The organism is Cupriavidus numazuensis (genome assembly GCF_905397435.1).
GTDB lineage: Bacteria > Pseudomonadota > Gammaproteobacteria > Burkholderiales > Burkholderiaceae > Cupriavidus > Cupriavidus numazuensis.
This window is the reverse complement of the sequence record NZ_CAJPVI010000016.1, coordinates 1-14,232: the sequence shown is the minus strand read 5'-3', so window position 1 is coordinate 14,232 and position 14,232 is coordinate 1. Positions and strand designations below refer to the sequence as shown.

The following is a 14,232-nucleotide window of genomic DNA, read 5'->3' as shown; positions in this document are numbered from 1 at the left end:
TCTTCTGGAAACAGCAACGGCCGCGATGGCCCTTGCGACGACAACAGGATTCAGACGCGTCCCGCGCGGCGCGGTTCCACCGCACCGCCGGAAGGCAGTTGACGCCGCGTAGCTTAGCTGTTGGCCGCCAGTGCGGAAAGTGCCGTGCGCAGCGCCGGCAGCCGGCTCGCCAGCTCCGCCACGCGTGCCGGGTCCGCGGCGCGCTGCGGCGCGGCCCAGATGGCTTCGGGGAAATGCGTGTCCCAGCGATAGCGCGGGATGATGTGCCAGTGCAGGTGCGGCACCATATTGCCGAACGCGGCCAGGTTGACCTTGTCCGGCGTCATGACTTCGCGCACCAGGCGCTCCACCCGCGCGACCAGCCGCATCAGCCAGGCCTGGTCGGCCTCGTCGAGATCGGTCAGTTCCGCCGCATGGTCGTTCCAGACGATGCGGCAGAAGCCGGGGAAGCGGTCGTGCTCGACCAGGATCACGCGCGCGCGGTCACCCATCCAGACGAGTTCGCCGCCGTCGGCTTCGCACAGGGGGCAGCCCTGCACGCGCGTCACACCAGCACCCGCTCGATGCCGCCGGCGTTGGCCTTGGCTACATACTCGGGCATCCAGTTCTCGCCCAGCAGGTGCTTCGCCATCTCCACGACGATGTAATCGGCCTGCACCGACGCATCTTCGTTGTAGCGCGACAAGCCCTGCAGGCACGACGGGCAGCTCGTCAGGATCTTGACGTCGCCGGTGAAGCCATCGGCGCGCAGCTTGTCCGCGCCCTTGGTCATCTCCTCTTCCTTGCGGAAGCGGATCTGCGTCGAGACATCCGGACGGGTCACGGCCAGCGTGCCCGATTCGCCGCAGCAGCGGTCGTTCTTCTCGATCTTGCCGGCCGCACCATTGCCGCCCACGAGCTCGTTGACAAGCTTGGTCGGATCCATGGTCTTGATCGGCGTGTGGCACGGATCGTGGTACATGTAGCGCGTACCGGTGATGCCTTCCAGCTTCACGCCCTTCTCGAGCAGATATTCGTGGATGTCGATGATGCGGCAGCCGGGGAAGATCTTCTCGAATTCATACCCGGCGAGCTGGTCGTAGCATGTGCCGCAGCTGACCACCACCGTCTTGATGTCGAGGTAGTTCAGCGTATTGGCCACGCGGTGGAACAGCACGCGGTTGTCGGTCACGATCTTCTCGGCCTTGTCATACTGGCCGCTGCCGCGCTGCGGATAGCCGCAGCACAGGTAGCCCGGCGGCAGCACGGTCTGCACGCCGACGTGCCACAGCATCGCCTGCGTGGCCAGCCCCACCTGCGAGAACAGCCGCTCCGAGCCGCAGCCCGGGAAGTAGAACACCGCTTCCGTTTCCGGCGTGGTCAACTTCGGATCGCGGATGATCGGCACGATCTCGTTGTCCTCGATGTCGAGCAGCGCGCGTGCCGTCTTCTTGGGCAGATTGCCCGGCATCTTCTTGTTGATGAAGTGGATCACCTGCTCGCGCACGGGCGGCTTGCCCACCGTGGCGGGCGGATGCGCGGTCTGCTTCTTCGCGAACTTCTTCAGCACGTCGTTGCCGAGGCGCTGCGCCTTGTAGCCCCAGTCGATCATGACCTTGCGGGTCAGGTTGATGGTCTCGGGGTTGGTGGCGTTCAGGAAGAACATCGACGCTGCCGTGCCGGGGTTGAATTTCTTCTGCCCCATCTTGCGCAGCAGGTTGCGCATATTCATCGACACGTCGCCGAAGTCGATCTTCACCGGGCACGGCGTCGCGCACTTGTGGCACACCGTGCAGTGGTCGGCCACATCCGAGAACTCGTCCCAGTGCTTGATCGACACGCCGCGGCGCGTCTGCTCTTCGTACAGGAAGGCCTCGACCAGCAGCGAGGTCGCCAGGATCTTGTTGCGCGGGCTGTACAGCAGGTTCGCGCGCGGCACGTGCGTGGCGCACACCGGCTTGCACTTGCCGCAGCGCAGGCAGTCCTTGACGCTGTCGGCAATCGCGCCGATATCGCTCTGCTGCATGATCAGGGACTCATGCCCCATCAGGCCGAACGACGGCGTGTACGCGTTGCGCAGGTCGGCGCCCGGCAGCAGCTTGCCCTTGTTGAAGCGGCCTTGCGGATCGACCTTCTGCTTGTAGGTGCGGAAGTCGCCGATCTCTTCTTCGGTCAGGAATTCGAGCTTGGTGATGCCGATGCCGTGCTCGCCCGAAATCACGCCGTCGAGCGAACGTGCCAGGTCCATGATGCGGGCCACCGCGCGGTGGGCGTCCTGCAGCATGTCGTAGTTGTCCGAGTTGACCGGAATGTTGGTGTGCACGTTGCCGTCGCCGGCGTGCATGTGCAGCGCCACGAAGACACGGCCGCGCAGCACCTGCTTGTGGATCGCCTGCGCTTCGTCGAGGATCGGCTTGAACTCGCCGCCATTGAAGATCTTGCGCAGCTCGGCGCGCACTTCGCCCTTCCAGGACACGCGGATCGTGCGGTCCTGCAGCAGATGGAACACATTGGCGTCCGGCTGTTGCTGCAGGCGCGCGTCGAACGCCTGGCCGAGCAGGCCCAGGCCGTGGCCGATCAGCGCAGCCTTGGCGGTGGCCAGCGGCGTGTCGAGATGATCCTGCAGATAGCGCCAGCGCGAGCGGATCTCGCGCAGCAGCGTGAGCGCATGCTGGACGCGGTCTTCGAGCAGTTCGGCGCTCGGGATCTCGTTGGCGTCGTCGCTGCGGCCCAGCGGCAGGTTGCCGCGCGCGAAAAAGGCCTCCAGCGCATCGACCAGCGCGAGCTTGTTCTTGATCGACAGCTCGATATTGATGCGCTCGATGCCGTCGGTGTACTCGCCCATGCGCGGCAGCGGGATCACCACGTCTTCATTGATCTTGAAGGCGTTGGTGTGCTTCGCGATGGCCGCGGTACGCGAACGGTCGAGCCAGAATTTCTTGCGGGCCTCCGGGCTCACGGCGATAAAACCCTCGCCGCTCTTGCCGTTGGCCATGCGGATCACTTCCGAAGTGGCGCGCGCCACGGCGTCTTCATCATCGCCGACGATATCGCCGATCAGCACCATCTTCGGGAACGCGTTGCGCTTGCTCTTGGTGGCATAGCCAACCGCGCGCAGGTAGCGCTCGTCCAGGTGCTCCAGGCCGGCCAGGATGGCGCCGCCCGGCTTCTTCGACTCGCCGTCGAGGTAGTCCTTGATCTCGACGATGCTCGGAATCGCATCGCGGGCCTGGCCGAAGAACTCCAGGCACACGGTGCGGATGTGCTTCGGCATGCGGTGCAGGATCCAGCGCGCGCTCGTGATGATGCCGTCGCAGCCTTCCTTCTGCACGCCCGGCAGGCCCGCCAGGAACTTGTCGGTGACGTCCTTGCCCAGGCCTTCCTTGCGGAACACGCGGCCCTGGATCGCGAGCGTCTCGGAGCGCAGCACCTTTTCGCCCGGCGCGCGATTGCCGTCCGACCACTTCAGTTCGAACGTGGCGACCGCCACGTCGTGGATCTTGCCGAGGTTGTGGTCCAGGCGCGTGACTTCCAGCCAGTTGCCTTCCGGATCGACCATGCGCCACCAGGCGAGGTTGTCCAGCGCCGTGCCCCACAGCACGGCCTTCTTGCCGCCCGCGTTCATGGCTACGTTGCCGCCGATGCACGAAGCGTCGATCGACGTCGGGTCCACCGCAAACACCAGGCCGGCCTTGTCGGCGGCGTCGGCGACGCGGCGCGTCACCACGCCGGCACCCGAGAAGATCGTCGCGACCTTGCGCGACACGCCCGGCAGGTCGGTTTCCTCGACCGGGCCGAGCTGTTCGAGCTTCTCGGTGTTGATGACCGCGCTCATCGGCGTCAGTGGCACAGCGCCGCCGGTGTAGCCGGTGCCGCCTCCACGCGGGATGATGGTCAGGCCGAGTTCGAAGCAGCCCTTGACCAGGCCGGCGATCTCTTCCTCGGTATCGGGCGTCAGCACGACGAACGGATACTCGACGCGCCAGTCGGTCGCGTCGGTCACGTGCGACACACGCGACAGCCCGTCGAACTTGATGTTGTCCTTCTGCGTGACGCGGCCCAGCACGCGCTGCGCGCGCTTGCGCAGGTCGTAGGCGGCGGCGAATTCGTTCTTGAAGTCCTCGACCGCCTGCTTGGCGAACACGACCAGCTGCTCCACGCGGTGCGAGCGGTCTTCGGCGGCCGGCTCGGCGTGCTCGGCACGGTCGGCCGCGCGGCGCTTCTCGATCTCGCCCAGGCGATGGTGCAGCGCGCTCACCAGCATCTGGCGGCGCTTGGGGTTCTCGAGCAGGTCGTCCTGCAGGTACGGGTTGCGGCGCACGACCCAGATATCGCCGAGCACCTCGTACAGCATGCGTGCCGAACGGCCGGTCCGGCGTTCGCTGCGCAGTTCGTCCAGGATGCGCCAGGCCTCTTCGCCGAGCAGGCGGATGACAATCTCGCGGTCCGAGAAGGACGTGTAGTTATAGGGGATTTCACGCAGGCGCGGAGGGGCGTCCTGCGCGGCGAGCTTGGCGTCGAGCACGAGTGGGGCGTTCATGGGGGGACCGCTTCCTGCTGCGCACTGAAGGGGTGCGCCGATCGTTCATTAAAGGGCGATTGTACTGCATGGCACGGTTTCGCCGCGCCGCAACATGGCACAACCCGTGCCGGAACAAGGGTTTAGCGGCGCTTTGTGCATCACTCGACACGCAAGGATTCAGAACCACGACCGCAATATCTGGGCAATGTTGTGCCAAAAACTGTCCGGAATCCACAGCAGACTGGCAGTCATGGCCAGATATCGCAGGAATTTGCCGATCGCCATGTAGACCAGGCTCGGCCAGAACGACAATCGTAGCCACCCTGCCAATGTGCACAATGGATCACCAATAGCAGGCAACCATGACAGCAGAAGCGTGGGCGGGCCGAGCCGCTTCATCCAGTGGAAGTAGCGTGCGTCGAGCTTTGGCTTGGTGGGCTTGCGCACATGACGGCGATGCTCAAGGTGCTCCCGCTCGTGCTCGCGCATCTGGCGCCGCTTGCGGTAACGCACCAGCGCGAGCTTGGCGGCGTAGCCGAGCCACCAGTCGATGGCCCCGCCCGCGGTGTTGCCCAGCGTGGCGACCAGCACGGCGGGCCAGAACATGTCCGGGTTGAGCTTGATATAGCCGAAGACGGCCGGCTCCGAGCCCAGCGGCAGCAGCGTGGCCGACACCAGGCTCACGACGAAGATCGCGGGCAGGCCCACCTTGGGGAGGGCGACGGTCTCGAACAGCCAGTCGAAGAAGGCTTCCATGTCGTGGTGCCGGGGTATCGGTAGTGCCATGGGCGGCCTCAGCATTCTAGCCGCCACCCTCCTGGCGCTCGGGGGCACGGGAACCCGCATGGCACCGCCCGGCGATTTGTGATTAACTGTTAGAGCCCGTCGCGGCCAAACGTTCGCCGGCCGCCGGGAGTTTTACTCCCGCACGGCCAAAGCCGTGGGCAGCACCGGCAGCACCAATATCACGAAATAGCCGTAGCAAACGGCAGTACCGCGTCGTGGCCAGTCCCGCGCTGTTCTTTCGGGTTCCTGGGAATTGGTCATGCGCGTCCACCCCTCATGGAGACAAGCATGCCGATTCCGATCCGCCTGACGGTCAATGGCAAGGCCGTTGACGCGCAGGTAGAACCCAACACCCTACTCGTCCAGTTCCTGCGCGAACAGCTTCGGCTGACCGGCACGCATGTCGGCTGCGATACCGCGCAGTGCGGCGCCTGCACGATCCACCTGGACGGACGCGCGATCAAGTCCTGCAATATCCTCGCCGTGCAGGCCGATGGTGCCAGCGTCACGACCATCGAAGGTCTGGCCGGCCACGAAGTCGGCGACGGCCTGCACCCGATGCAGGAAGCCTTCCGCGAATGCCACGGCCTGCAATGCGGCTTCTGCACGCCCGGCATGGTCATGGCAGCCACCGCGCTCGTGAACGCCCGACCGGATGCGGACGCCACCACGATCCGCCAGCAGCTCGAAGGCAACCTGTGCCGCTGCACGGGGTATCACAACATTGTCAAGGCCGTGCAGCAGGGCCAGGCCGCCATGCACGCGGGCACCGCCGCGAGCGCCGAGTAAGGGAGGCCAGCCATGAACGCACCCGAATCGCAGAAATTCGTTGGCACGGCGGTCAAGCGCAAGGAAGACTTCCGCTTCCTGACCGGCAACGGCCAATACACCGATGACATCGTGCTGCCGCAGCAAAGCTACGGCTACTTCGTGCGCTCGCCGCACGCGCATGCGCGCATCAAGTCGATCGACAAGAGCGCGGCGCTGGACTCGCCCGGCGTGATCGCCGTGCTGACCGGCGACGACATGGCCGCCGACAAGGTCGGCGGCCTGCCGTGCGGCTGGCTGATCCACAGCATCGACGGCACGCCGATGAAGGAGCCGCCCCACCCCGTCATCGCGCAGGGCAAGGTGCGCCATGTCGGCGACCAGGTGGCGCTGGTGGTAGCCGAGACGCTGATGCAGGCGAAGGACGCCGCCGAGAAGATCGACGTCGAATACGAAGAGCTGCCCGCCGTCGTCAACGCCGCCGATGCCGCAGCCGCCACGACACTCGTGCATGACGACGTGCCCGCCAACACCTGCTACACGTGGGGCCACGGCGACAAGGCCGCGACCGACGCCGCCTTCGCCAAAGCCGCGCACGTGACCACGCTGGAAATCGTCAACAACCGGCTGATCCCCAACGCGATCGAACCGCGCGCGGTCAACGCGAGCTACACGCGCCAGGACGACAGCTACACGGTGTACGTCGCCAACCAGAACCCGCACGTCGAGCGCCTGCTGATGGGCGCCTTCGTGCTGGGCCTGCCGGAATCGCGGCTGCGCATCATCGCGCCCGATGTCGGCGGGGGCTTCGGCTCCAAGATCTTCCTGTACCCGGAGGATGTGGCACTGACCTGGGCGTCGAAGAAAGTCGGCCGGCCGATCAAGTGGACCGCGGAGCGTTCGGAATCATTCCTGACCGATGCCCATGGCCGCGACCACGTGACCAAGGCCGAACTCGCGCTCGACAGCGATGGCAAGTTCCTGGCCATGCGCGTGCACACCACGGCCAACATGGGCGCGTACCTGTCGACATTCGCGAGCAGCGTGCCGACCATCCTGTACGCGACGCTGCTGGCCGGCCAGTACGCCACGCCGGCCATCTACGCCGAAGTGAAGGCCGTGTTCACCAACACCGCGCCGGTGGACGCCTACCGCGGTGCGGGCCGCCCGGAAGCGACATACGTGGTCGAACGTCTCGTGGAAACCGCCGCGCACGAACTGAAGACGGACCCGGCCGAACTGCGCCGCAAGAACTTTATCCGCCAGTTCCCGTACGCCACGCCGGTCGGCCTGACCTATGACACCGGCGACTACGAGCCCTGCCTGGCCCGCGCGCAGGAGCTCGCCGACGTAAAGGGCTTCCCGGCTCGCCGCGACGAGGCGAAGCAGCGCGGCAAGCTGCGTGGCCTCGGCTACTCCTGCTACATCGAAGCGTGCGGGCTCGCGCCGTCGAACATCGCCGGCGCACTGGGCGCGCGCGCAGGCCTGTTCGAAGTCGGCGAGATCCGCGTGCACCCGACCGGCACCGTGACGGTATTCACGGGTTCGCACAGCCACGGGCAAGGCCACGAAACCACCTTCGCCCAGATCGTGGCGGACCGGCTCGGCATCGCGCTGGAATCGGTCGAGATCGTCCATGGCGACACCGGCCGCGTGCCGTTCGGCATGGGCACCTACGGCTCGCGCTCGCTCGCGGTGGGTGGCTCGGCGATCATGAAGGCACTCGACAAGATCGAAGCCAAAGCCAAGAAGATCGCCGCGCACCTGCTGGAAGCATCGGATGCCGACATCGAGTTCAGCAACGGCGTATTCCGCGTGGCCGGCACCGACCGCACCAAGACCTTCGGCGAAGTCGCGCTGACCGCGTACGTGCCGCACAACTATCCGCTCGACAAGCTGGAGCCGGGCCTGAACGAAAACGCGTTCTACGACCCGACTAATTTCACGTACCCATCGGGCGCCTACGTGTGCGAGGTCGAAGTCGATCCGGAGACCGGCGAGTCGCAGGTGGTGAAGTTCACTGCAGTCGACGACTTCGGCAACATCATCAACCCGATGATCGTCGAAGGCCAGGTGCACGGCGGCATTGGCCAGGGCCTCGGCCAGGCCATGCTGGAACAGTGCATCTACGACAGCGACAGCGGCCAGTTGCTGACCGGCTCGTACATGGACTACGCGATGGCGCGCGCGGGCGACCTGCCCGACTTCACCGTCGAAACCGCCAAGGGCACGCCATGCACGCACAACCCGCTCGGCGTGAAGGGTTGCGGCGAAGCGGGCGCCATCGGCTCGCCGCCGGCCTTCATCAACGCGCTGGTCGATGCGCTGTCGCCACTCGGTGTGAAGGACCTGCAGATGCCCGCCACGCCGCATCGCGTGTGGCAGGCCATGCAGGCCGCCAAGCCCTGAGTCCGCCGACGAACCACAAAGGAAACCGACATGTACGCATTCCAGTTTGAACGTGCAGCGGATGCCAAGGCGGCCGTCGCAAAACTCAAGGCCGACCCCGACGCCAAGTTCCTGGCCGGCGGCCAGAGCCTGCTGGCCGCGATGAAGCTGCGCCTCGCCTCGCCATCCACGCTCATCGACGTGGCGCGCATTCCCGGCATGGCCGACATTCGCGTCGAAGGCAACGAAGTCGTGATCGGCGCCGCCGCACGCCACGCCGACGTTGCCGCCAACGCCGACGTACGCCAGCGCATCCCCGCGCTGGCCGCATTGGCCGAAGGCATCGGCGACCGCCAGGTCCGCGCGATGGGCACCATTGGCGGCTCGCTCGCCAACGACGACCCCGCCGCGTGCTACCCGGCCGCCGTACTGGGGCTGAACGCAACGGTAGTCACCGACCGCCGCACCATCGCCGCCGATGATTTCTTCAAGGGCCTGTATGAAACCGCGCTAGAGCCAGACGAGTTGATCACCGCCGTGCGCTTCCCGATCCCCGAGAAAGCGGCCTACATCAAGTTCCGCAACCCGGCTTCGCGCTTCGCACTGGTCGGCGTGATGGTCGCGCGCACCGGCGGCAATGTGCGAGTCGCCGTCACCGGCGCAGCCGACAGCGTGTTCCGCTGCCAGCCGCTGGAACAAGCACTAGCGGCAAGCTTCACGCCAGCGGCAGCCAAAGCGGTCAAGGTCGATCCATCAAAACTCAACGCCGACCTGCACGCATCCCCCGAGTACCGCGCTCACTTGATTCCGGTGCTGGCAGCGAGAGCCGTGGAGGCAGCAGGCTAGACGAGAGGAAGCGGAGCGCCGCGAAAGGAGAAGCCGCAGCCAACGCCATCGAAACAGCGATGGTTTGGCCGTTCCTTCCCCTTGATCGGCGCCTCGCGCTCGGCCGGCTCCGCGGTCGTCCGGGGCTGCGCCCCGGACAGCTCGCGCAGTGTCTGAGCGGCCGTTCAGGCCGCGAGTTTTGCGCGAGCGCCGCGGAGCTGGCTGAGCGCGAGGGGGTGTCGCCGATCACGGGGTCGCCTTTCTTGCTTCTTCTTTGGCGAGACAAAGAAGAAGTAGCCTCCGAAGGAGGCTATAGCCCCGGCGCCAAAGCCAAGCAACAACGCACGCAGCAACGAAACGCGCCATGCAACCCACCTCCATCGACCACACCCTCTCCCTCCTCCAATCCCACCAATACTTCGCCGACCGCGAAACCGCGACCGTCCTGTACCTGGCCCTGCGCATGCAGCGCCCGCTATTCCTCGAAGGCGAACCCGGCGTAGGCAAGACAGCCCTGGCGCAAGCCATGGCCGAGGTAATGGGCACCCGGCTGCTACGCCTGCAGTGCTACGAAGGCCTGGACGCCGCCAGCGCCCTATATGAATGGGACTACCCCCGCCAAATCATGGCCCTCCGCGTAGCCGAAGCCCGCGGCGAGCGCCCCGAAGCGCAATCGCTCTACCACGACGACTACCTGCTCAAGCGTCCGCTGCTCGAAGCCCTGCTCCCGGACCCCGCAGCACCGAACTCCCCCCGCGTCCTGCTGATCGACGAAATCGACCGCGCCGACGAACCCTTCGAAGCCTTCCTGCTGGAAGTCCTCTCCGAATACCAGGTGTCGATCCCAGAAATCGGCGTGATCCGCGCCGAGCGGCCACCACTGATCGTCGTCACCTCCAACCGCACACGCGAAGTCCATGACGCCCTGAAGCGCCGCTGCCTGTACCAATGGATGGGCTACCCGCAACGCGACCGCGAACTCCAGATCGTCGCCGCAAGAGCCCCCGAAGCCGCCGCGAAACTGCAAGCGCAGGCTGTCGATTTCATCCACCGCCTGCGCGGCATCGACCTGTTCAAGGCCCCTGGCATCGCCGAGGCCATCGACTGGTGCCGCGCGCTGTCCGCGCTCGGCGTCACCGAACTCGACCCGCAGTCCGTGCGTGACACGCTCGGCGTACTGCTCAAGTACCAGGACGACCTGGCCCGCGCCGACGGCCCCACCGTCGCCGAACTGCTCGCAGGCACATCAGCCGCGACCTGACCGATGGCCACGCTGCACCCAGCTCGCACCAGCAAGCCCGGCCCCGCCCTGCCGGTGCTGGCCCGCAACGTCACGCATTTCATGCGCCTGCTGCACGACGGCGGCTTCGCGCTGTCCCCTGCGCATTCGATCGACGCCCTGGAAGCGCTGCAATACGTGGACATCGGCCAGCGCGACGACGTGCGCGCCGCGCTGGCCTCACTGGTGCTCACAGGCCCGGACCAGCGCCCGCTGTTCGATGCCGCATTCGACCTGTTCTGGCGTGACCCCGACTGGGAAGGCAAGCTGCGCGCGATGCTGCTGCCGCGCGTCGATGCTGGCGCGCCGCCGCCGCGCCGCAGCAACCGGCTTGCCGATGCACTCGCCGCACGCCAGCCCGAACTACCCGCGCGTCCGCAACAGACCGAAGCGGAACGCATGGCGGTACCGCTGACCTTCTCCGATCAGGAGCGCCTGGCCCAACGCGATTTCGAAACGCTGACCGCGCAGGAATGGCGCGCGCTTCAGCACCTGATACGCAAGCGCCGCGCGCACCTTGCGATGGAACGCACACGTCGGCTGCGTCCGGCCAGCAGCGGAGCTCACGCCGACCTGCGCGCCAGTGCGCGCCTGGCAGTACGCCAGCATGGCGAATGGCTGCGCTGGAAATACCGCCGCCACGCCGAACGCAAGCCGCCGGTCGTCCTGCTGCTCGACATCTCCGGCTCGATGAGCCAGTACTCGCGCGCGGTGCTGTACTTCTGCCATGCGCTGACGCTGTCACGCGAACGGCTGTCGGTGTTCCTGTTCGGCACGCGGCTGACCAACATCACGCGCGCCTTGCGCGAACGCGATCCCGACGAGGCCGTGGCCGTCATCACCGGCCAGGTGCGCGACTGGGCCGGCGGCACGCGCATCGGCGAGGCGCTGGCCACCTTCAACCGCCAGTGGGCGCGCCGCACGCTATCGGGACGCGCCACGGTGCTGCTCGTCACCGACGGGCTCGATCACGAACACATCGATTTGCTCGGCAACGAGATGGCGCGGCTGCGGCGCTTTGCGCACCGCATCATCTGGCTCAATCCGCTGCTGCGCTACCCTGGTTTCGCACCGCAGGCGCGCGGCGTACAGGCTATCCTGCCGCATGTGGACGCCCTGCGCCCGGCCCACAATCTCGACAGCCTGCTCGCGTTGCAGGGCTTGCTGTCCGAGCCTCGCACGAGCCCGGCGCCAGTGGCTTCGTTTCACCTATGAAATAAACAAGGAACCCGCCCCATGGAAATGAACCAGAGCCAGCGCCTGCCGGTGCCCCAGCAAGTGGCATGGGAGGCCCTCAACGACACGGCGCTGCTCAAGCAGTGCATTCCCGGATGTGAGAGCATCGAGCCTGACGGCGAAAATGCCTACCAGCTCGCATTGACCGCGGCGGTCGGTCCGGTCAAGGCCCGGTTCAAGGGCCGCATGGCGCTGCAGGACATCCAGGCGCCCGACAGCTACACGATCCAGTTCGACGGACAGGGCGGCGCTGCGGGCTTCGGCAAGGGGTCCGCACGCGTGAACCTGGAACCTGACGGCGACGAAACGGTTCTCACGTACGTGGTCAATGCGCAGGTGGGCGGCAAGATCGCCCAGATCGGCTCGCGGCTGGTAGACGCCGCGGCGCGCAAGATGGCGGACGCCTTCTTCACGCGTTTCACCGAGGCGCTGTCTGCACCGGATGAAGCCGCACAACAACAAGACGCCGCCCCCGAAGGCGGCGATACGCAACAAACAGAGGAACCCAAGCGGAAGCGATCATGGACAGCGTGGATCTCGAAGTCCTGAGAAGCAGCGTACGGTGGCAGCAGGAAGGCCACCGCGTGCTTCTGGTCACGGTAGTCAGAACCTGGGGCTCGTCGCCCCGCCCCGAAGGCGCCATGCTGGCCGTGCGCGACGACGGGCTTGTCGTCGGCTCGGTCTCCGGCGGCTGCATCGAAGACGATCTCATCGACCGCGTGCGCCGGCTTGGCATCACCGCGGACCATCCCGAATCGGTCAAGTACGGCATCAGCGCCGAAGAAGCCCACCGCTTCGGCCTGCCGTGCGGCGGCACCATCGAACTGGTGACCGAGCCGCTCAAGCCGGCGAGCGGTATCGCGGAATTGCTCGACGCGGTCGAAAACGGCCGGCTGGTGACACGCACGCTCGACATGGCCACCGGCAAGGCCACACTGGGCCCGGCCGAGGCTACCGACGGCCTCGTCTTTGACGGCAATTCGCTGCTGACCGTCCATGGCCCGCGCTACCGCATGCTGGTGATCGGCGCCGGGCAGTTGTCGAAATACCTGTGCCAGATTGCCGTGGGCCTGGGCTTCCAGGTCACCGTGTGCGATCCGCGCGAGGAATACACGGAAACCTGGGACATCCCCGGCGTGACGATGGTCCGCACCATGCCCGACGACACCGTGACGGACATGAAGCTCGACGAGCGCTGCGCGGTGATTGCGCTCACGCACGACCCCAAGCTCGACGACCTGGCCCTGATGGAAGCGCTGCGCACGCGCGCGTTCTACGTCGGCGCGCTGGGCTCGCGCCGCAACAACCAGGCCCGGCGCGAACGTCTCAAGGAATTCGACCTGAACGATGTACAGCTCGCGCGACTGCACGGTCCGGTCGGCATCTTCATCGGCAGCCGCACGCCGCCCGAGATCGCCATCTCCATCCTCGCCGAAGTCGTGGCCGCCAAGAACCACGTCTCGCTGCCCGACATCCTGCAGGTGGAAGGCGCCAAGGCGGCACGGGAACTGGCCGCGGGAACCGGCAGCAGCTGCGACACCTGAGTGTGAGTTTCGCCATGAATGCTGCCCGCAATGCTCCGCTGATCAAGACCGACCTGCCGACGGGGATTCTCCTGGCGGCCGGATTCGGCCGGCGCTTCGACGCCAATGGCCAGCGCAACAAGCTGCTGGAAAAGCTGCCTGATGGCCGCACCATCGCATGGCGCAGCGCGCGCACGCTGGCGGCTGCGCTGCCCGAATCGATTGCCGTGATCCGGCCCGGCAATCCTGCGTTGGCGGAAGAACTGCGGCGTGGGGGCTGTCGTGTGATCGAGGCTGCCGAGGCCGAGGCCGGCATGGGCGCTGCGCTGCGCGCGGCGGTCGCGGCCACGCCCGATGCGCATGGCTGGGTAGTGGCGCTGGCCGACATGCCTTGGCTGCCGTTGGAGTTGGTTCGGGCTGTGGCGTTGACCATCACCGCTCCCGATACGATTGCTGCGCCGTGGCGCGATGGGCAGCGCGGACATCCGGTTGGTTTTGGCGCGGCCTGGCGGGAAGAGTTGCTGAAGCTTGATGGGGATGAGGGGGCGCGGGCGCTTTTGAAGACGCAACCTGTGACGCGGATTCTGACGGAGGATGAGGGGGCGTTTCGGGATGTGGATTTGCCGGGGGATATTAAGTAGGTTTTTTGGGTTGGTTGGGTTTTCGTACTTGGCGTGCGCGGCTGTTTCGCCGGCGTAGCCGGCAGGGCTTCTCGTGGGATTGAGTTGTCGTGCTTGGCATGCGCCGCTGTTTCGCCGGCGTAGCCGGCGGGGGTTCGGTGGTTGGGGTTGATGTGTCGTTCTTGGCTGGCGCCACGGTTTCGCCGGCGTAGCCGGCGAGTCACTTTTTGTCCGAGCGACAAAAAGATGGAATGAACGCGCCCCGGCCCACTAAGCAGAAGGCACCGGCAATTCAGTTGTAGATCT

At 66.2% G+C, this 14,232-nt stretch carries 11 protein-coding genes; 8 read left to right on the top strand and 3 right to left on the bottom strand.

Going from position 1 to position 14,232, the window contains the following annotated elements; genetic code table 11:
• Window positions 1–113: 113 nt before the first annotated feature.
• From KHO41_RS14290 to KHO41_RS14280, 3 genes are all read right to left on the bottom strand, one after another.
• The gene (locus tag KHO41_RS14290; RefSeq protein WP_376989583.1) at window positions 114–491 is read right to left on the bottom strand and encodes an HIT family protein; all 378 of its coding nucleotides are present in this window, start codon (window positions 489–491) and stop codon (window positions 114–116) included.
• Between the two features lie 53 nt (window positions 492–544).
• Entirely contained in the window at window positions 545–4,519 is a 3,975-nt protein-coding gene (locus KHO41_RS14285; RefSeq protein ID WP_211953940.1) for a DUF3683 domain-containing protein, read from the bottom strand.
• A 159-nt stretch (window positions 4,520–4,678) separates the two neighbouring features.
• Window positions 4,679–5,257 carry a YqaA family protein gene (locus KHO41_RS14280; RefSeq protein WP_211954055.1) on the bottom strand — a complete coding sequence of 193 codons (579 nt, stop codon included), beginning with the start codon at window positions 5,255–5,257 and terminating at the stop codon, window positions 4,679–4,681.
• 318 nt (window positions 5,258–5,575) lie between these two features.
• On the opposite strand from KHO41_RS14280, the gene KHO41_RS14275 reads away from it, so the two are divergent.
• The 8 genes from KHO41_RS14275 (at window position 5,576) to KHO41_RS14240 (ending at window position 13,947) form a co-directional block, all read left to right on the top strand.
• Complete coding sequence (locus KHO41_RS14275; RefSeq protein ID WP_211953939.1) at window positions 5,576–6,076, top strand: (2Fe-2S)-binding protein; 501 nt, start codon at window positions 5,576–5,578, stop codon at window positions 6,074–6,076.
• Between the two features lie 12 nt (window positions 6,077–6,088).
• Window positions 6,089–8,464 carry a xanthine dehydrogenase family protein molybdopterin-binding subunit gene (locus tag KHO41_RS14270; protein ID WP_211953938.1) on the top strand — a complete coding sequence of 792 codons (2,376 nt, stop codon included), beginning with the start codon at window positions 6,089–6,091 and terminating at the stop codon, window positions 8,462–8,464.
• A gap of 30 nt (window positions 8,465–8,494) precedes the next feature.
• On the top strand, window positions 8,495–9,289 hold the full coding sequence (locus tag KHO41_RS14265) for an FAD binding domain-containing protein (protein ID WP_211953937.1): 795 nt from the start codon (window positions 8,495–8,497) through the stop codon (window positions 9,287–9,289).
• A gap of 343 nt (window positions 9,290–9,632) precedes the next feature.
• Window positions 9,633–10,529, top strand: a complete 897-nt coding sequence (locus KHO41_RS14260) for an AAA family ATPase (protein ID WP_211953936.1) — start codon at window positions 9,633–9,635, stop codon at window positions 10,527–10,529.
• A gap of 3 nt (window positions 10,530–10,532) precedes the next feature.
• Window positions 10,533–11,762 carry a vWA domain-containing protein gene (locus KHO41_RS14255; protein WP_211953935.1) on the top strand — a complete coding sequence of 410 codons (1,230 nt, stop codon included), beginning with the start codon at window positions 10,533–10,535 and terminating at the stop codon, window positions 11,760–11,762.
• Between the two features lie 21 nt (window positions 11,763–11,783).
• Window positions 11,784–12,332 carry a CoxG family protein gene (locus KHO41_RS14250; RefSeq protein WP_211953934.1) on the top strand — a complete coding sequence of 183 codons (549 nt, stop codon included), beginning with the start codon at window positions 11,784–11,786 and terminating at the stop codon, window positions 12,330–12,332.
• Window positions 12,305–13,327, top strand: coding sequence for an XdhC family protein (locus KHO41_RS14245; protein WP_211953933.1), 1,023 nt, complete (start codon window positions 12,305–12,307; stop codon window positions 13,325–13,327). The genes KHO41_RS14250 and KHO41_RS14245 overlap by 28 nt, the downstream gene beginning before the upstream one ends.
• Window positions 13,328–13,341: 14 nt before the next feature.
• Window positions 13,342–13,947 (top strand): nucleotidyltransferase family protein, encoded by a 606-nt coding sequence (locus KHO41_RS14240; protein ID WP_211953932.1) that lies wholly within the window; start codon window positions 13,342–13,344, stop codon window positions 13,945–13,947.
• Window positions 13,948–14,232: the final 285 nt, after the last annotated feature.